The organism is Enterovirga rhinocerotis, assembly GCF_004363955.1.
Taxonomy (GTDB): Bacteria; Pseudomonadota; Alphaproteobacteria; order Rhizobiales; family Beijerinckiaceae; genus Enterovirga; species Enterovirga rhinocerotis.
Genome location: NZ_SNZR01000011.1, coordinates 2,300,441 through 2,318,041, shown reverse-complemented (window position 1 = coordinate 2,318,041; position 17,601 = coordinate 2,300,441). Strand labels below are relative to the sequence as shown.

At 67.4% G+C, this 17,601-nt stretch carries 18 protein-coding genes; 8 read left to right on the top strand and 10 right to left on the bottom strand.

Translation table 11 applies throughout. The features are described from left to right. Nucleotides 1-177: 177 nt before the first annotated feature. Together EV668_RS11580 and EV668_RS11575 are read left to right on the top strand one after the other, a co-directional pair. Complete coding sequence (locus EV668_RS11580) at nt 178-1,575, top strand: GumC family protein (RefSeq protein ID WP_133769884.1); 1,398 nt, start codon at nt 178-180, stop codon at nt 1,573-1,575. Beyond that, nucleotides 1,572-2,861, top strand: a complete 1,290-nt coding sequence (locus EV668_RS11575) for a surface polysaccharide polymerase (RefSeq protein WP_208111504.1) — start codon at nt 1,572-1,574, stop codon at nt 2,859-2,861. Before EV668_RS11580 ends, EV668_RS11575 begins: the two co-directional genes overlap by 4 nt. A 61-nt stretch (nt 2,862-2,922) precedes the next feature. Here EV668_RS11575 and EV668_RS11570 read toward each other — a convergent pair whose 3' ends face one another. Further along, nucleotides 2,923-3,729 (bottom strand): polysaccharide deacetylase family protein, encoded by an 807-nt coding sequence (locus EV668_RS11570; protein ID WP_166652415.1) that lies wholly within the window; start codon nt 3,727-3,729, stop codon nt 2,923-2,925. A gap of 76 nt (nt 3,730-3,805) precedes the next feature. Between EV668_RS11570 and EV668_RS11565 the strand changes: the two genes are divergently transcribed. Then, nucleotides 3,806-4,588, top strand: coding sequence for a WecB/TagA/CpsF family glycosyltransferase (locus EV668_RS11565; RefSeq protein ID WP_245513016.1), 783 nt, complete (start codon nt 3,806-3,808; stop codon nt 4,586-4,588). Between the two features lie 28 nt (nt 4,589-4,616). Here the strand turns inward: EV668_RS11565 and EV668_RS11560 are convergent, their stop codons facing one another. Continuing rightward, on the bottom strand, nt 4,617-5,201 hold the full coding sequence (locus EV668_RS11560; protein WP_245513015.1) for a glutathione S-transferase family protein: 585 nt from the start codon (nt 5,199-5,201) through the stop codon (nt 4,617-4,619). A gap of 87 nt (nt 5,202-5,288) precedes the next feature. Continuing rightward, nucleotides 5,289-5,744 (bottom strand): RidA family protein, encoded by a 456-nt coding sequence (locus EV668_RS11555; protein WP_133769881.1) that lies wholly within the window; start codon nt 5,742-5,744, stop codon nt 5,289-5,291. Nucleotides 5,745-5,980: 236 nt separating this feature from the next. Between EV668_RS11555 and EV668_RS11550 the strand changes: the two genes are divergently transcribed. Then, the gene (locus EV668_RS11550) at nt 5,981-6,874 is read left to right on the top strand and encodes a LysR family transcriptional regulator (protein WP_133770198.1); all 894 of its coding nucleotides are present in this window, start codon (nt 5,981-5,983) and stop codon (nt 6,872-6,874) included. A 58-nt stretch (nt 6,875-6,932) separates the two neighbouring features. Here the strand turns inward: EV668_RS11550 and EV668_RS11545 are convergent, their stop codons facing one another. The 4 genes from EV668_RS11545 to EV668_RS11530 all read right to left on the bottom strand — a co-directional run bounded on the left by EV668_RS11545 (nt 6,933) and on the right by EV668_RS11530 (nt 9,390). Continuing rightward, nucleotides 6,933-7,397, bottom strand: a complete 465-nt coding sequence (locus tag EV668_RS11545) for a DUF1178 family protein (RefSeq protein ID WP_133769880.1) — start codon at nt 7,395-7,397, stop codon at nt 6,933-6,935. Nucleotides 7,398-7,459: 62 nt separating this feature from the next. Next, complete coding sequence (locus tag EV668_RS11540; protein ID WP_133769879.1) at nt 7,460-8,320, bottom strand: carbon-nitrogen hydrolase family protein; 861 nt, start codon at nt 8,318-8,320, stop codon at nt 7,460-7,462. A gap of 13 nt (nt 8,321-8,333) precedes the next feature. Continuing rightward, on the bottom strand, nt 8,334-8,588 hold the full coding sequence (gene grxC, locus EV668_RS11535; protein ID WP_133769878.1) for a glutaredoxin 3: 255 nt from the start codon (nt 8,586-8,588) through the stop codon (nt 8,334-8,336). Nucleotides 8,589-8,622: 34 nt separating this feature from the next. Continuing rightward, nucleotides 8,623-9,390 (bottom strand): ComF family protein, encoded by a 768-nt coding sequence (locus EV668_RS11530; protein WP_133769877.1) that lies wholly within the window; start codon nt 9,388-9,390, stop codon nt 8,623-8,625. 112 nt (nt 9,391-9,502) lie between these two features. On the opposite strand from EV668_RS11530, the gene EV668_RS11525 reads away from it, so the two are divergent. After that, nucleotides 9,503-10,360, top strand: coding sequence for a 3-hydroxyacyl-CoA dehydrogenase family protein (locus tag EV668_RS11525; protein WP_133769876.1), 858 nt, complete (start codon nt 9,503-9,505; stop codon nt 10,358-10,360). Between the two features lie 7 nt (nt 10,361-10,367). On the opposite strand, the gene EV668_RS11520 is transcribed toward EV668_RS11525, so the two are convergent. Then, on the bottom strand, nt 10,368-10,901 hold the full coding sequence (locus EV668_RS11520) for an SH3 domain-containing protein (RefSeq protein WP_133769875.1): 534 nt from the start codon (nt 10,899-10,901) through the stop codon (nt 10,368-10,370). Nucleotides 10,902-11,082: 181 nt separating this feature from the next. Between EV668_RS11520 and EV668_RS11515 the strand changes: the two genes are divergently transcribed. After that, entirely contained in the window at nt 11,083-12,084 is a 1,002-nt protein-coding gene (locus EV668_RS11515) for a 2-hydroxyacid dehydrogenase (protein ID WP_133769874.1), read from the top strand. A 155-nt stretch (nt 12,085-12,239) separates the two neighbouring features. On the opposite strand, the gene EV668_RS11510 is transcribed toward EV668_RS11515, so the two are convergent. Both EV668_RS11510 and EV668_RS11505 read right to left on the bottom strand, forming a co-directional pair. Then, complete coding sequence (locus tag EV668_RS11510; protein WP_133769873.1) at nt 12,240-12,458, bottom strand: hypothetical protein; 219 nt, start codon at nt 12,456-12,458, stop codon at nt 12,240-12,242. 390 nt (nt 12,459-12,848) lie between these two features. Further along, nucleotides 12,849-13,985 carry a helix-turn-helix transcriptional regulator gene (locus EV668_RS11505; protein ID WP_133769872.1) on the bottom strand — a complete coding sequence of 379 codons (1,137 nt, stop codon included), beginning with the start codon at nt 13,983-13,985 and terminating at the stop codon, nt 12,849-12,851. A 165-nt stretch (nt 13,986-14,150) separates the two neighbouring features. Here EV668_RS11505 and EV668_RS11500 point away from each other — a divergent pair, with 165 nt between their 5' ends. Further along, a complete protein-coding gene (locus tag EV668_RS11500; protein ID WP_166652414.1) occupies nt 14,151-16,337 on the top strand; it encodes a TonB-dependent receptor in 2,187 nt (728 codons plus the stop codon). Continuing rightward, entirely contained in the window at nt 16,337-17,584 is a 1,248-nt protein-coding gene (locus EV668_RS11495) for an MFS transporter (RefSeq protein WP_133769870.1), read from the top strand. Before EV668_RS11500 ends, EV668_RS11495 begins: the two co-directional genes overlap by 1 nt. The last annotated feature ends 17 nt before the right edge of the window (nt 17,585-17,601 follow it).

The window sequence follows — 17,601 nt, the reverse complement described above, 5'->3', positions numbered from 1 at the left end:
GGCTGCGGCCTGTCTAAACCCGCGACCCGTTGCGCCGAGACGATGTGCCGGATCGATGACGCTGGGCTCGTTCTCTCACCATCGTCCCGAACGAGGGAGGCCCTTCGCAATTGATCAACAGAAACGGACGATGTTGACGCCGAAAGTCCCGACCGGGACGATGCTGAGGTCGATCCAGTGACGACGACGCGCGAGGTCCGGGCGTATCTGCCGGCTCCGATGACGAACGGCCAATATCTGGCCGACGTCCTTCTGCGCCGTCTCCGCCTCGTCGGAGCGTTCGTCGTGCTGAGCCTGCTGGCGGGGCTGGCCTACGTCATGCTCTCGCCGACGAGCTACATCGCCTCCGGCCGTATCCTGCTCGATCCGATCGGCCTGCAGATCTTGGGCACGGGCGTCTCGCCGCGGAGTAGCGCCCGCGACACGAGCACCATCGACGCGGAAAGCCAGACCTATGTGATCACCTCGCGTGCGGTCTTCGACCGGGTGATCACCGCCGAGCGTCTCGAACAGGATCCGATGTTCGGCGGCCGGCCGCGCGGGCCGCTCGGCTCGCTGCTCGTCCGGTTCGGCCTGAGCGAGCCGCTGGATCCGCGCACGCTGGCCTTGCGGGTGCTCGACCGCGCGCTGACGGTGGTCAGGAATCCGAACTCGTTCGTGGTCAACGTCTATGTCTCGACGGGAAACCGCGACACCTCGGCCCGGATCGCGAACGCGGTCATGAACGCCTATGTCGAGGAGGAGAACGCCGCGCAGGCGGCGACCGCCAAGCGCGCGGGCTTGTCCGTCGATGCCCGGCTCGAGGCGCTGCAGGCGCGCCTGCGCGACGCCGAGGAACGCTACGAACGCTATCGGAGCGCTCACGGGATCGTCGTCGCCAACGGGCAGGCGGTCATCGAGAAGCAGGTCATCGACCTGTCGGGCCAGCTCATCACCGCGGAATCGCGGGTGAACGAGCTGCAATCCGCGCTCACCCAGATCCGCAACAGCAGAAACGGCGTCGTCCGGCTCGAGGCCATTCCGGAGGCGTTCCGGGGCGGCTCGATCGAAAGCCTCCGGAACCGCTACGCGGCGGCCCGTCAGGTGGAGAACAACCTGAACGCGACGCTGGGTCCCCGGCATCCCGACTACATCACCGCGACGCTCCAGACGGCCGAAGCGCGGCGGCTGCTGGACCAGACGATCCGCGACATGGTCCACTCGGTGTCCGTCGAGCTCGACCGGGCCAAGGGGACGGTGGCCGCGCTGAAGGGACAGCTGGAGGCGGCCAAGAGCCAGATCAGCAACACGAACGAGAGCAGCGTGCGCCTGCGGGAACTCGGGCGCGAGGTCGAGGTCAGCCGATCGATCTACGAGACCTTCCTCGGCCGGTCGCGGGAACTCGCCGAGCAGCAGCGCTTCGACAACACGAATACGCGCGTTCTCAGCTTCGCGTCTCCGCCCATCGCGCCAAGCGGCCCGCCCGCCATCCTCGTCCTGATCGCGAGCCTCCTGATGGGCGTCGGTCTCGGCACGGCGGCGGCCTGGGGCATGGAGCAATTGTCGGCGACCCGGACGAAAGAGACCGTCGCGTGAGCGACACGGCGGGCCCGGTGCGCGCCGTGTCGCTGCCGGAGCCACGCGGCTCACAGGTCGCGATCGCGCTCGTCGTCGCGGCCCTGGTCTTCAATCTGGCGCTGAGCTTCATCAATGCCAGCGTCTTCCGGGTCAGCGCCTCCCACGTCATCGGGATCGAGCTCGTCATCGTCGGTATCGCGGGTGCGATGGTGGCGACGAGGAGCGCGAACCTGTACGCGATCACGATCGCGTTGTTCGCGTGGCTGGTCTTCGCCATGGCGGCCCGGGCCAATTTCGATCCGAAGATCTTTCGCGACGCCCTGATCCCGGTGATCTTCTTCCTTCTCGGCCGCCATTTCGGCTCGCTGGCCGCCGGTGATCGCGCGGTGACGATCTCACTCCTGATCGTGACAGCAGGCGCCCTGCTGGAATGGTTCTTCCTGGACCTGTTCCTGAAATACTTCGACGTTCTCAGCTTCTATCGGGCCAAGGGGGCGGTGGATGCGTCGTTCGGCGGAGACGGGCCGGGGCTCTATATCAGCGGGCTGAGATTCGACGGTCGTACCCTGCTGCCGTTCCTGGGCGAGCATCGGGTGTCGTCGGTGTTCCTGGAGCCGGTGTCGCTCGGCAATTTCGGCGCCATCGCCTTCGCCTGGGTCCTGTTGCGCGACGGAAAACGACCGGCCGCTCTCATCCTGAAGATGCTGCTGATCGCGACCGTGCTCATCCTCGGGGATTCACGCTTCGGGGTCTATCTGTGCGTGATCGTGGCGCTGATCTACGCCGTCGCGCCGCTCGCTCGCCCTCTGACCGTCTTCGTGATGCCGTTCATCGCGCTGATCCTTCTCCTGATCTACGCGTGGCACAAGGCCGGCATGCCGTGGGACAACACGACGTCCGGCCGCATCCTGGCCAGCGGTCAGCTGTTGACGACGCTCGATCTGAGCCAGGCACTGGGACTGAAGACGACCGTGGTCGATTTCGGCGATTCCGGATACGCCTATGTCCTGTCGCAGTTCGGCCTGTTCGGAGCGTTGATGCTCTGGTCGATCTACGTGTTCGGATGCCCCGCCGAGACGATGCAATCGTGGCGGTTCAAGCTGTTCACCTGCATGTATCTGGTGCTGCTCCTGTCCATCAGCACGTCGTCGATGACGATCAAGACAGGCGCGTTGCTCTGGTTCCTCGCCGGCTGCGCCGCGCAGGGGACCCGGATGGCCCCCGGAGCGATGCATCCGGCTGCGCTGTCGGCGATCCTGACGAATGCGTTCCGGTCGCCGCGGCGGGCCGGCCTGCGTCGGTAGGGGCCGGCCGGCATCGTCGTCGCACCATGCTCCCACCGACGAGGTCGGGGCGGGAGCGCGGTCAGATCTCCGCGGATCGGGCTCCGGTGCTCGGCGCCGTCCGGTCCTCTCCGTAGCCGTGATGGCGGAGCGCGGCCTCCATCGTCACGCAGGGCACCCCGTGATCGGCGAGAACCGAGAGCGTCAGCTCCATCAGGCGCGGGGACGTTCCCATGAAGGTCGGTTCGGGGCCGACATCATGCGTGTAGAAGACGAGCCAGCCCTTCGCCGCAACGGCCGCCCCGACCAGGTCCTCGAGGCGGTCGCGGGTCATGGTGCGGTCGAACAGGCCGATGGCCCCGACCTTGGCGAGGTCGATCGTGCCGACGTTGATCCGCTCGTAGATCGTCCGGCACGACTGGAACCGCTGCACCAGATACCGCGCCTGCCACAGGCCGAGATCCCCGAAGGGATAGGCGAAGTTGAGCAGGGGGTATCCCGTGATCTCGAGGATCGTCCTCGCGTTCTCGTCGCATTCCCGCGCCAGGGCTTCGACGCCGAGCGATTGGACGTTCACATGGTGCGCCGTGTGGCAGCCCACCTCGTGTCCTCCCTCCGTGAGGTCTCGGATCTGGTCCCGGCTGCAGACGCGCCAATGCCGATCCTGGAACTCGCAGGTCCCCGCGGCGATGTAGAACGTGCCGGCCGCGCCGCTCCTGCCGAGCAACTGCGCGCCGACCGAGACCGCGCTGTCGGGGACGTCGTCGAAGGTGATGGAGGCGACGGCCGATGGCCCGGACAGGGGGAAGGGCCGAAGCGGAATGCGCCGCGCCAGAAGCCGCCATAGCTTGTGCCGATAGGTGACGGACCAGCCGCGCTCCACGAGCATCGGATTTGCTCCGATCTCCGCGGAGAAGCCGGATCGGGAGGCGTTTGCCTCATTCCGGAACGCGATGGTGTCAGACATGAGCAATGCAGCGGGATCCGTCGATCTCTTTGGTCTTGCGTTCTCGAACGGGAGCGGCGCCGACGTGCTGAAGGCGGCCAGGGCGTCGACCGCACCGGGTCCCAGGATCATCGTAACAGCGAATGTTGAACACATCGTCACCTTGCGCGACGAATCCGCCTTCCGGTCCGCCTACGCGCACGCGGCGGTGCGGACGCTGGACGGCATGCCGCTCGTCTGGTTGGCGCGTCTTCGCGGCCACCGCGACGCGCGCCGCGTGACGGGGCACGATCTTCTCGACGCGGTCTTCGCCGAGGGCGCTGCGGCATCCGGTCGGGTCTACATGCTCTGCGCCAGCGACGAGGCCGGGCGCATCCTGACCCGCCGCTTCGTCGCGGCCGGCTATCCGGCCGCCGCCGTCGCCTTCGAGGTTCCGCCCTTCGGCTTCGAGCGCGACGAGGCCTATGGCCGCCGGCTCGCCGCCGCGATCAAGGAGCACGGAACGACGCTCCTCCTCATGGGCGTCGGGGCGCCGAAATCCGAGATCTGGGCCGATCGCCAAGGGGCCGCGCTCGGCGAGCCTGTCGTGCTGTGCATCGGGGAGGCGTTGAACGTCGCCGCGGGGCTCGTGCCGCGCGCGCCCGTCCTGATGCAGCGTCTCGGTCTCGAATGGCTGTTCCGCTTCGCCGGCCAGCCCGCCCGCCTCTTCCACCGCTACTTCGTGCGGTCCTGGCGTTTCCTCGTCCTCGCGGGTCTCGATCGCGACCTCGGCCCGTCGCTCGGCAAGCGGTCTGGCGCCTGAGGGGCCAGCGCCAGACCGCCTTTCGTGGTCAGTTGCTCGTCTCTCGCGCCAGAACGGTTCGAACACCGGGATCGGCAGCGATCCTGTCATGCAGCCCCTGCACGTTCGGATAGGGGCTCAGGCCGCCCGGCAGGAGCTTCCCCGCCCAGCGGATCATCGGGAACGCGTAGGCGTCGATGACCGAGCGCCGATCCTCGAGGATGTACTGACGCCCGTCTAGGTGCCGCTCGAGCACGGCGAACTGTTTCGCGACCAGCTTGTGCCCTGCCTCGACGACCGCCTGCCGGGCCGCATCGCCTTCGTCGGTCGTGTAACGATAGGGCATGAAGATCGGCCAGAAGGCGGCGTGGACGTCCGACGTGAAGAAGGCGGACCAGCGATGCGCCTCGGCTTCCGCGCGCGGACCGTCGCCGCCGCCGAGAGCCGCTTCCGGATGCTTGCGCGCCAGGTAGTCCAGGATCGCGCCCGCCTGTGTCAGGATCCAACCGTCGTCTTCGCGCAGAGTGGGCACCGCGCCGGCGGGATTGACCGCGAGAAGCTCCTTCGAGCCGTAGCCGACCTTGATCGCCTCATAAGGCGCGCCGATCCATTCGAGAGCAATATGCGGCGCCAAGAGCAGGCTCCGACCGCGTAATAGAGTGTCGGCATATCTGATTGAGACCTTTCCGCTGTGAGTGGACATCGTCTTGGCAAACGGTCGTCAGCTCGCGCGGCGATTGATCACCGCACGGAACGTGACTTCGACGAGCTGCACCGGCTGAGCCAGGCCAGACACGCCGAAAATGCTGCTGGCGCATTGCGGTATGGCCGTGCCGTACATCTCCTTGCGAACCTTGGAGGCGGCAGCGAAGCCCGATGGGACGTCGACCACGAAGACGCCCTCCTCGACCACATCGTCGAGCGTGGCACCGAACCGGGCGAGGAGAATCTTGGCGTTGATATAGGTCTGGCGGAACTGTGCCTCCATCTGCGAGAAGTCGACAGGTCTTCCCGCGCCGTCCAGCTCCGCAGGCGCGACGAAGTTGCCTTCGCTGTCGTGGCTCAACTGTCCCGACAGATAGATCGTGTCGTCGACCTGGACAGCCTGGACATAGCCATAGGTGCTTTCCCATGCCACGCCGTGACTGGCGACTTTCCTGTTTGGCTGGGTTCTCATCGTAAGGGTCCTTGTCCGCGGCGATCGCACGGATCGATCCTCGGGGAAGGCGGCCCGCCTGCCATCGATGCCGCGCGGATATCGATCTCGACCGTCAGCCGCGAGAACGTCGCGATGCCGAAAAGCTGCACAGCGCCCGGCGCGTCCGTTCCGTTCCAACCTTGGATACGCCGATTGCCGACGTTGATGAATTGCAATATTCATCACGATTGAATTGCACTGATAGCAACAATCGAATGGACAGCTACAGGCGCCTACGAACCTTTCTCCTTGCCGCCGAGAAACGGAGCTTCGCGCAGGTCGCGCGCGAACTGGACATGACGCCCGCGGCCGTCACGCGAGCGATCGCAGGGCTCGAAGCTGAACTCGGCGTGCAGTTGTTCGTCCGCACGACACGCCAGGTCGCCTTGACGACCGACGGCGCGGTTTACGCCGCGCAGGTCAAGCCGGCTTTCGATGCGATCGATCGGGCCCGCCGCGACATCATGAACGCCAACAAGGCGGATGAAGGCCGGCTTCGGATCAGCGCTCCGGTCTGGCTCGGAAAGACGATCCTACCCGGGATCGTTTCCGGTTTTATGAAGGCCAACCCCAAGATCAGCTTTCAGATCTCGCTGTCCGACGGACTGATCAATATCGTCGAAGACGATTTCGATCTCGCGATCCGCATCTCGCTTCAGCCGTCCGACAAATACACGATATGGCGCAAGATCTGCGTCGTTCCCAGGATCCTGGTCGCCGCGCCCGACAGCCGGTTCGCGGCGATGAAGCACCCGAACGAACTCAGTCCGGATGATTGCCTCGCATATGGCGGGGATAGCCGGCGGGAGACATGGGCCCTGTCAGACGGAGGCGCGACGGTCAGCCTCTCGGCTGGCCGCGCCTTCGGCGCCAATAGCGGTGAGGTTCTGGCCGACATGGCTGCCGACGGGCTGGGCGTGGCGCTGCTGCCCGGGTTCAACATCGCCGAACATCTGAGGACGGGCCGCCTGGTCCATGTCTTGAAGGGCTGGGCGCCGCCCGATCTCTGGCTGACGCTCTACTATCCTCCCTTCCAGGAATTGCCCCCGCGCATCGCGGCGTTCTCGAAGTTCTTCGAGCAGCGGCTACCGCGCGATCTTCATCCTTGACTGGATGTCAGGGTGCGAGCCCTTCGGGGCGAGGTCCGGCAGGCCTGTCGCCGGGGCCTCAGTTGCGGTCGTCGGGCGCCGGCGGGAGAGGATGGACCTCGATTCCCTCCTCGATCAGGGCGCGAGCCTCGACGGGGCTCGTCTCGCCGTAGATCGAACGTTGTTCGATCTCGCCGTGATGCATGCGGCGGGCTTCCTCGGCGAAGCCGGTGCCGACGTAATCGGCATTCTTCGTGACCTGCTCCCGGACCGCCTTCAACATCGCGCGGAACGCCTGCTCCTTCTCCGAGAGAAGAGTGACGGGCTGGGCTGCCGCCTCCACGGGCGCGGGATCCGCAGCTGCCGCCGATAGGGAGGATTTGGTCGCGACCGACGGCGCCATGATCGCCTTGCGAACATCGCGGCTGTCGCAGACGGGGCAGGACAGGAGGCCGCGTGCCTTCTGGTCGTCATAGGCCGAGCCGGACGGGAACCAAGTCTCGAATTCGTGGCCGGCCTCGCAGACCAGGCTGTAGCGGATCATCGCAACTCGACCGAAAACCGTCTCAGACTTGTCATATGGTATCGCCGACCTCGTTACGGCCCCTATCCCGCTGCGGCAAGCGGTCTCGCGGCAGCGGTGGTGGCGACGCGGAAGGGCCGGCCGTTCTTCAAGGTCGGGATCCGCGCCCGGGAATCGGCGACGAGCGCGAGGTCGATCTCGGCCATGACGAGGCCGGGCTCCGCGCCGCCCTCGGCGAGCACGCGGCCCCAGGGATCGACGATGATCGAATGGCCGTAGGTCTCGCGGCCGTCCTCGTGCTCGCCCGCCTGGGCCGCCGAGATCATGAAGGAGCCGGTCTCGATGGCCCGCGCCCGCTGGAGCACCTGCCAATGAGCCTCGCCGGTCTGGCGGGTGAAACAGGCCGGGGCGGTGAGGATTTCGGCGCCTGCCTCGGCGAGCGCGCGGTAGAGGCCCGCGAAGCGCACGTCGTAGCAGATCGTCATCCCGATGCGTCCGAGCGGCGTCTCGACGAGCGCCGCCTCCGAGCCGCCGTCATAGCTGTTCGATTCGCGCCAGGATTCGCCGTTCGGCAGGTCGACGTCGAACAGGTGGATCTTGTCGTAGCGGCGCAGGATCTCGCCGTCCGGCCCGACGAGGAAGCCGCGATTGGCGAGCCGGTCGCCGCTCGAGCGGAGGGCCAGCGAGCCGATATGGAGCGTGATCGCGAGCTCGCGCGCCGTCTCGCGCAGACCGGCGAGGGTCGCATCCCGGTCCTCCGTCGTCGTCTTCTCCAGGACGGCCGGTCGGTTGCGGTCGCAGAGATTGGTGATCTCGGGCGTCTGCACGAAGCTCGCCCCTGCGGCGGCCGCCTCGTGGATCATGCGCGTGGCCGCGTCGAGATTGGCGGCCGGATCCCGCCCGGAGCGCATCGTCACGCAGGCGGCCTTGAACGGGCGGGTCATCCGGCTTTCTCCGTCAGGCGAGCAGCGGGTCGAGTTCGCCCCGGCGATCGAGCGCGTTCAGGTCGTCGAAGCCGCCGACATGACGGTCGCCGATGAAGATCTGCGGCACGGTCGTGCGGCCGCCGGCGCGCTGGACCATCTCGGCCCTTTCGGCCTCCTTGCCGGAGATCTCGATCTCGTCGAACGCGGCGCCCTTCGCCGTCAGCAGCTGCTTCGCCGCCTGGCAATAGGGGCACCAGGACTTGGTGTAGATGGTGATGGGTGGCATGCGCGCTATCCTGTCGCCCCGATCATAACAGGCTTCAGCTCTCGGGCACCACCCGCGCGAAAGCGAGGATGTCCACCGCCGCCGCGCCGCCCCGCAGGAGCGCCCGCGCGGCGGCATTGGCGGTGGCGCCCGTCGTGATCACGTCGTCGACGAGGAGGATGCGCCGCCCTTCGAGACGCGGACGCGCCTCGGGCGGCACCTTGAAGGCGCCCTGCAGGTTCCGGCCCCGTTGGTTCCGGCTCAGGCCGACCTGGGGTGTCGTGTGCCGCACGCGGCGGAGAAGCGAGGGCTCGACCGGCTTGCCGGCGGCGGCGCCGACCGGGCGTGCGAGTTCCATCGCCTGGTTGTATCGCCGCTGCCAGAGCCGGACCCGATGCAGGGGGACGGGGACGATCGCGTCGCAATCGCGGGCGAGGTCCTGGCCGGCGGCGACCAGCATGCGCCCGAGGGCTCGCGCCGTCTCCAGCCGATCGCCGTATTTCAGGCGATGGATGAGCGTGCGCGCGGTCTCGTCATAGCGGGCGACGGCCCGCGCGCGGGCATAGACGGGCGGATCGGCGATGGCGGCCGGCGAGACGAGGCTCATGCCGTGGTCGACGGCGAAGGGCGTGCCGAGCCGCTCGCAATAGGGGCGCTCGATGAAGCGGAGGCCCTTCCAGCATTCGGCACAGAGGCCGTGCGGTTCCCCGGTCGCGCGGCCGCAGGCGACGCAGCTCGGCGGATAGACGACGGCGACCGCCACGGCTGCGGCCCGCCGAAAAGGGTCGGCGGCGTGTCGGAGGAGGGCGATCGGCGCGATCATCGTTTCGCCGGGCTTCTCGCATCCGTGTGGCGGCGCTTCGAGAGGCTTGCATGCGCCCTCGCGCCGCGCAATGCCCATCGGGATCGACGAACCAATGTTACGGGAGGACGGGATGGCGGCGCTTGAGCGGATCGGAGTCGTGGGAGCCGGATTGATGGGCTCCGAGATCGCGCTGACCTTCGCGCTCGCAGGCCACGATGTGGTGCTGGTCGACCGCGAGGAGGATCGGCTGGCGGCGGCACTGAAGCGGCTCGAGAGCGTCTACGAGCGCGGCGTCCAGCGCGGGGCGCTGCCGGCGGGGGAGGGCGAGGCGGCCTTCGCGCGCCTGCGGACGACGACGGACCGGCAGGCGCTGTCCGATCGGGATTACGTCACCGAGGCGGTGTTCGAGGACGAGGCGGTGAAGACGGAGGTCTTCCGGGCTCTGGATGCCATCTGCCTTCCGGGCTGCATCCTCGCGACCAACACCTCCACCATCCCGATCTCGACCCTCGCCGCGGCCGTCGCGCCGGACAGGCGGCGGCTCTTCATCGGCACGCATTACTTCTCGCCCGTCACCCGCATGAAGCTCGTCGAGGTCATCCCGGCCTTCGATACGGCCCCCGAGACGGTCGCTGCGGCGCTCGACCTCTGCCGGCGGATCGGCAAGGCGCCGATCGAGATCAAGGACGTCGCGGGCTTCGCCGTGAATCGGCTGCTGCACGTCTTCATGATCGAGGCCGTCCGGCTCGTCGAGGAAGGCGTCGCGACGCCCGAGGACATCGACACGGCCTGCCGGCTCGGCCTCGGCCACCCGATGGGGCCCTTCGAACTGATGGATGCGACGACGTCTCATCTCTGCCTGCAGGTCCAGGAGATCCTGCAGGAGGCCTATGGCGAGCGTTTCCGGCCGCGTCCGCTGCTCAAGCAGAGGGTACGCGCCGGCCTCGTCGGAGGCCGGGGCAAGCCGGGCTGGCGCAGGCCGGGCTGAGGCGCCGCTATTCCAGCGTCTCGTTCGGGTAGACGCCCCAGAGGCGATCCTGCTTGATGAAGCCGCTCGTGTCCTTGCCGATGATGATGCGGCACCAGCCCTCGCGGCAGGTCCTCACATTGGCGATGACGTTCGGCTGCAGCTGCGCCACGACCCGCGCCTTCTCGTCCGCCTTGTCGTAGAGCGGCAGCGGCTCGGTGCCGGCCTTCGCCCAGGGCATCACGAGGGCCGTGCGGCGGCCCGAGAGCAGCGAGTGGAGGACCCAGCCCTCGGTCCCTTCCGCGTCGCGGATGCGGCGCCAGGTCTCGAATTCCGCCGTGATCTCCACAGGCAGGCCCGCGCGCTGGAACACCCAGGCCGTCCTATGGTCCTTCGAGGGACCCTCGCGCAGGTTCACCCGGTCGGTCTTCAGGCTGACATAGCGCGGCACGGGCAGGCCTGAGACCTTGCCCGCGGGCACCTCCACGACGGCGGTGGCGGGGCGGGAGAAGAGGCCGAGCGCGAGCACCGCTGCGGCGAGAAGGGCGGGAGAAAATCGCATGTCTCGGTTCCGCGATCCAATTGTCTAAACGACCGCCTCTGCTAGACAGGCGCGCCTTAGAGACTTTTCCCGTCGGCTGCCAGGAGGCGGCTCGTCGCGCCATCGGCGACGCTTGCCCCTATCTTTGGCCGGTTTACGGTTAAGGCGGGATGAAATGCGCGTTCGTCCCGCCCGAGGATCCATGATGTCGTCACGCAAGAAGCCCCTCGTCGTCGTCACCCGCCGCCTCCCGGAGGCGATCGAGACGCGCATGCGCGAACTTTTCGACGCAGAGCTCAATCTCGACGACAAGCCCATGGACGCTGCTGCGTTGATGGAGGCCGTGAAGCGGGCCGACGTGCTGGTGCCGACCATCACCGACGAGATCGATTCCTCGATCCTGGCCCAGGCCGGGGCCGGGCTTCGGCTGATCGCCAATTTCGGCAACGGCGTCGATCATATCGACGTCCAGGCCGCGCTCGCTCGCGGCATCACCGTCACGAACACGCCCGGCGTGCTGACGGACGACACGGCCGACATGACGATGGCCCTCATCATGGCCGTCGCCCGCCGCATCCCGGAGGGTGCGCGCCTGATCCCCGAGGACGAATGGAGCGGCTGGGCGCCGACCGGCATGCTCGGGCGCCGCATCACCGGCAAGCGCCTCGGCATCGTCGGGATGGGGCGGATCGGCCAGGCCGTCGCCAGACGCGCCCGCGCCTTCGGGCTCTCGATCCACTACCACAACCGCCGCCGCCTCGCTTCGGAGGTGGAGGAATCGCTCGAGGCGACCTGGTGGGATTCGCTCGACCAGATGCTGGCGCGGATGGACATCGTCTCCGTCCATTGCCCGCATACGCCGGCGACCTATCACCTGCTTTCGGCACGGCGCCTGAAGCTGCTTCGTCCGGTGGCGCTCGTCGTCAACACCGCGCGCGGCGAGATCATCGACGAGAACGCGCTCGCTAGGCTGATCGAGTCGAACGAGATCGGCGGTGCCGGGCTGGACGTCTTCGAGCACGAGCCGGCGGTCAATCCGCGCCTCGTCAAGCTCGCCAAGGCGGGCAAGGTCGTCCTCCTGCCTCACATGGGCTCGGCCACCCAGGAGGGCCGGCTCGACATGGGCGAGAAGGTCATCGTCAACATCCGGACCTTCATGGACGGCCACCGCCCGCCGGACCGGGTGCTGCCCTCGATGCTCTGAGGGCGAGCCCTATCGCCCTCTTCCGGTCGCCATGCGGGGGGCGAGGGCGGCGAGCACCATGGCCGAGAGGGCCGAGGCCCTGCCCGATCCGGCTGGAAGCGGCCGGATGCAGGAGGGGGAAAGCCTTTCTCCGTGCTTCGTGAGCACGACCGGCCTCACCGGGTCTTCAAACCCCGGCGAGCCTTGTTGACGGCGATCGCCTCCCGCAAGCTCTCCTCCTTCGCAAGGCGGAGGCGCTTCAGCCGCTCGGTATTCTCCTCTCGGGCGGCCGCCTCCGCGTCATAGGCGGAACGGCCCGGCCCGGCCGTGTCGGCGGGTGGCTGCTTGAAATGGGCCTCCGCGCGGGCGCGCCGCGCGTCCTTGGGGTCAGCCATGTTGAGCCCTTCCGCTCCGCGTTGTCGTCTCGACAGTAGCCGGATTTCGACGCCCCGGGCGCCGCGGGCCGTCGCCCATCCTCGATGGTCCGACGGTCGTCCGGAGCGCTTCGTCGCGGCGTCCCTGCGGTCCGCGCGCTCCCCATCCCGACCGTCAGGTTGGGACCGTTTGCGCGTCACGGTTGCTGCGGGTTCACGACTGGCGCGACAATGGGAAAGAATGCGCCTTTGTTCAAGCCCGTCTGGCCGGTCTCGTCGATGCGAATCTGCCGGCGCGTCTTCCCATGGCCGAATGCGCCGGGGATCGTGACGCCGATGAGACGTCTCCGGGCCCACCCAGCGTCCTCGTCCGGTTCACGATCGCGCCTCGGGTGAGACTGCCGGGCCGCGTCAGCCGGAAAGACGCTGAGGCGGGCTGCGGGGACCGTAGCGCTTCGGCTCATCGAAGACACCCGACGGGACCAAGGCCGATACGGGGGCATCCGTGGCGGGATCGCGGAGATGGTTGCGGGGCGAGGTGCCCTTCGCGATCTTGAACGCCCGGCTGAAATGGCTGAGGCTGCTGAACCCGGTCGCGAGCGCTGTCTCGGTGACGGAATGGCCCGCTCGGAGCAGCGCGGCCGCGGTGTCCATCCGGACCCCGTGCAGATAGCCGTGCACCGTCCGCCCGAACAAGTGGCGGAAGCCGTCCTTCAACTGACGTTCGTTCAGTCCGACCTCGCGCGCCAGCCGCGCGATCGTCCAATCGTCGTCGAACCTCGCCTCGATGATGGCTTGGGCGGCCTTGATCTTCCGGGCGACGTCCGCCCGCACCGAGACGCTTTTCGGTTGCGCGGCATCGAGCGCATCGACCGTCAGGCTCAGCGCTTCGACGGCCTTGGCCTTGAGGAAGAGCTCCCGGGCCAGACCGTCGGCCAGGTGGCAGCAGAAGATGGCGCGCGCCGCTTCCATGAGGCTCGGTTGGGCGCTGAACCCCAGCAGGTGCACGTTCTGATCGGGCCGGCTGTGTCGGCTGAGGATGTCGCCGCCGAATCGGGCAAGGCCGCTTCCCCCCAGCTGGCTCAGGAAGTCCGGCTCGAACCGCAGGTCGACCATGCGCAGGCGGCAGCCGCCGGCGAGCGAGTTGCTGCCGCGCATGTAGTTCTCGCTCGTGAAGAGGACGGCCGAACCGGCGCTGAAGGCGAACTGGCTCGCTCCTTCGATGGACATCGTGCCCTGACCTTCCAGGCAGATGCTCAGGGAAAAGGTGTTCGGCCCCTCGGGATTGAACGTCCGATCCGCATCGATCCGCGAGTCGAGGCAAAGGATCGTCAGCCCGGGATCGGGTTGCTCGATCCTGGCGCCTTCGCGCAGTCCAAACCCTTCCAGCGCCTGCAAGACGCCTTCCCGCCAGTTCGCGTGCGAGACTCCATCGTCGTGTGATGGGGATGACACAGGCGATCGGCGGCTGTCGCTCGTGGCTGACATTGTCCCGATTCCATCAATGGCCTTCCCAAATTCGTTAGACAGCAATTTCGCTCCCGGCAAGTATGACAGGTGAGAGCTGAAGCAGGACCTAGATTAGAAATGATCTCAACTGGCGACGAGGCGGTCGATATCTCGGACAAGAACAATACTGATGCAAAACAGAGCCGAGCTCTCGACGACCTGAAGATCGTGACTATTCCAGCGCTTCGCGTGACTCCTGCTGTGATGGCGGCGCTTCTGGTCTCGACTTCGGCCTTTGCACAGGCGACCTTGGACCCGGGCCCGTCGCCGAGCACGGCGCTGCCTCCTCTCGTCGTCGAGGAGCCGGTCGCGAGGACCCGTCCGGCATCGCCGCGCGGCGCTCGGGCCGCGCCGCGTGCCCGCGCCGCCGCTCGTCCGGCCGCCGCCGCAGACAGCCAGGCCCGTTCGGGTGCGGGCCTCGTCCGGCCGCGCGTCGTCTCGCCCGTCGCCCCTCTCAACGAGATCAGCGTCGCGGCGGCCAAGCGTCCGCAGGAACTCGGAAAGACGGATGCGGCCGTGTCGGTGGTCCACGGAGCCGTCCTGCGCGACCGTCAGGTTCAGACGACGGCCGATCTGCAGAAGGTGCTGCCGGGTCTCGTGGTGGACGATCGCGGCTCGGGCCTGTTCGCCAACTTCACGGTGCGGGGAATCAATTCGTTCGACTTCTACAATCCGAGCGTGCAGGTCCTGATCGACGGCGTGCCGCAATCCGCTCGGGCGCTCGTGCAGGATCTCTCGAATGTCGGCCGGGTCGAGTTCCTGCGCGGGCCGCAGGGGACGCTGTTCGGGATCAACGCCTTCGCCGGCGTGATCAGCATCTCGACCGAGAAGCCGCGCGAGAACCGCGCCAGCATCTCGGCGATCGCCTCGAACGGGCTGTACGAGATCGGAGCGAACACGACGACGGTCCTCGTTCCGGACACGCTGTTCCTCGATTTGGGGATCAAGGAGCGTCACTATATCGGGCAGCTCAAGGATCTCGAGCGCGGCAAGGACAACATCGACGGCCGCAACGCCCTGAGCGGCCGGATGGCCCTCCGCTACGCGCCGCTGGGTGGTGATTTCGACGCCATGCTCTCTGCGTCGCACGAGTCGCTGCGCTCGCGCGAGGAGAACTTCGTCCTCGACGCCGATCTTCGTCGACGCTGGTTCCGCTCCACCCCGCAACGCTACTACAACTCCTTCGATCGGGAACTGACGACCACGGCTCTCGCCTGGAATTACCGGATGGGTGATTTCACGCTCTCGAGCGTCTCGTCGTTCCAGTACATCGATCTTCGTCGTCGTGCGGTCGTCGACCAGCCGGAAACCTACCGGACGATCTACCAGGAGCTTCGCCTCGCCTATGACGGCGCCGGCCCGCTCAAGGGTGTGGCGGGCGTCTCCTTCGTCAACAACGATTTCACGCGCGGCTGGCCGTCGATTCCGGTTTACTATATGGGGCCGTCCCGCAACCGGGTGGAATCGAGCTCCGCCAGCGCGTTCGGCGAGGCGACCTACAATCTGACGAACCGCCTTGCCCTGACGGCCGGCCTGCGCGCCTCCTACGATTGGAGCGACATCGACTACCTGCGACCCGATTCGTTCGGATCCGGAATGGGCCTCGCCTCGAAGCAGGAGGCGAACTTCTCGAACGTCCAGCCCAAAGTATCTCTCGGCTACCAGGTCAACGACACGACGCGCGTCTACGCTCTCGTCTCCCAAGGATACAAGGCCGGCGGGTTCAACCACACGGTTTCCTCCTCCTTCGACCTGAACGTCTACAAGCCGGAAACCGCCTGGAACTTCGAGGTGGGAGGGCGCACCGAACTCTTCGACGGGCGGCTCGGCCTGTCGGCGGCCCTCTATCACATCTCCTCCCAGGACCAGCAGGTCTATGTCGGACCGATCGGCTACCAGGTCCTGCGCAATGCCGGGCAGGGCGTGAGCACCGGCGTCGAGCTGGAAGCGCGGCTGCAGGCGACGGACCAGCTCGTCCTGACCGCCCAGGGGGCGTTCGGCCGCTCGGAATTCGACAAGTTCACGGACTGGCAGAAGGGCGTGAACTACAAGGGCAAGCGGATCCCCTATGCCCCCGACGTCACGGCCAATCTCGGCGCGCGGTACACGATCGAGCAAACCCTGATCCCCGCGCAAGTCACGCTGACCGGGAACATGCGGATCATCGGCAAGACCTTCTTCGACATGGAGAACACGCTCGCGCAGGGAGGCTACACGACCTACGATGCGGGGCTGGAATTCGCGTTCCCCAACCAGGTCACGGCGAAGATCTTCGCGAACAACCTGACGGATAAGGTCTACCGCACCTATTCCTACCAGAGCGGCCCGAGCGTCTATTCGAGCGTCGGGATGGGACGGCTCGTCGGGCTCGACGTGCGGATGCGGTTCTGATGACGCAGCGCCCGTCGCCCGCCGGCCGGTTGCCGTTCGGGCAGGTCCTGGTCGCGCTCACGGGGATCTACGTCTCGCAGACCCTGGTCAGCGGGCTGACCTTCCAGGGGATCCCGACCTGGCTGCGGGCGCAGGAGATGCCGCTCGACGCGATCGGCCTCGTGATGCTGGCGATGCTGCCCTGGGCGCTCAAGTTCCTCTGGGCGCCCGCGGTCGAGCGATATCGGCTTCCGGCCGGCGCGACGCGCAGGCGAAGCCGGCGGATCGTCGTCCTGGGCCAGGCCATCGTCATCGCCGCGCTCGTGGGCGTCGCCGCGATCGGGGCCGGCGCGCCGACGCCGCTTCTGGCGGTCCTGATCGTCGCTGCGCTCGCCGCCTCCACCGTCGATATCGCCTGCGATGCGTTCGCCGTCGAGCAATTGCCGCCGGATCGTCGCGGCTGGGGGAACACGGCGCAGGTCGGAGGCAGCTATCTCGGCGCGATCTTCGGCAGCGGGCTCTTTCTGATCGTCGCCGCCAAGTTCGGCTGGACGGTGGCCGCGACGGCGATGGCCGGTCTCGTCCTGGTCTTCTCGGTGCCGTTCTGGCGGGCCCGCGAGCCGGACCGGCTCGCAGAGACCGATCTCTCCCATCGTCCGAGCCTGCTCTTCGCACTCCGCTGTCGGGAGGTCCGTTCGGGCCTCCTCGTGGTGGTGCTGTTCGCCTTCGGCGGCCGGATCGGGATGGCTCTGGCCGGCCCCATGCTGATCGATGTCGGCTACGACGTCGCCAAGGTCGGCCTCGTTCTCGGCATGGCCGGCGCGGTCGTCGGGATCGTCGGCACCTTCATCGGCGGAGCGCTGTTGCGGTACGCCGGAGCCGGGCGCGCGGTCGCCATCGCCCTTGTCGTCAAGGCCGCGGCCCTCGCCCTTCTCGCCTCTGCGATCGCCTCCGGACTCCGTGACGGCTCGATCCTGGCAGTCCTCATCCTGTTCATGACCCTCGCGATCGCGATGGGCTACGTCGCGGTCTATTCGCTCCTCATGAGCCTGTCCTCTCCGCTCCAGGCCGGGGTGGATTTCACGATCTTCCAGTCCGCGGATGCGCTTCTGGCCGCCGTTGCCGGATACGGCGGAAGCGTTCTCGCCCAGCATCACGGCTACGGTGCCTCCTTCGGGCTCGCGGGAGCGGTCGCCGTCGCGGCGGCCTGCCTCGTGCCCCCGCTGCTCCTGCGGCCTCTCGCGCGGCAGCCGGAGGCGGTCCTGTGAGGTGACGATCGCCTCGA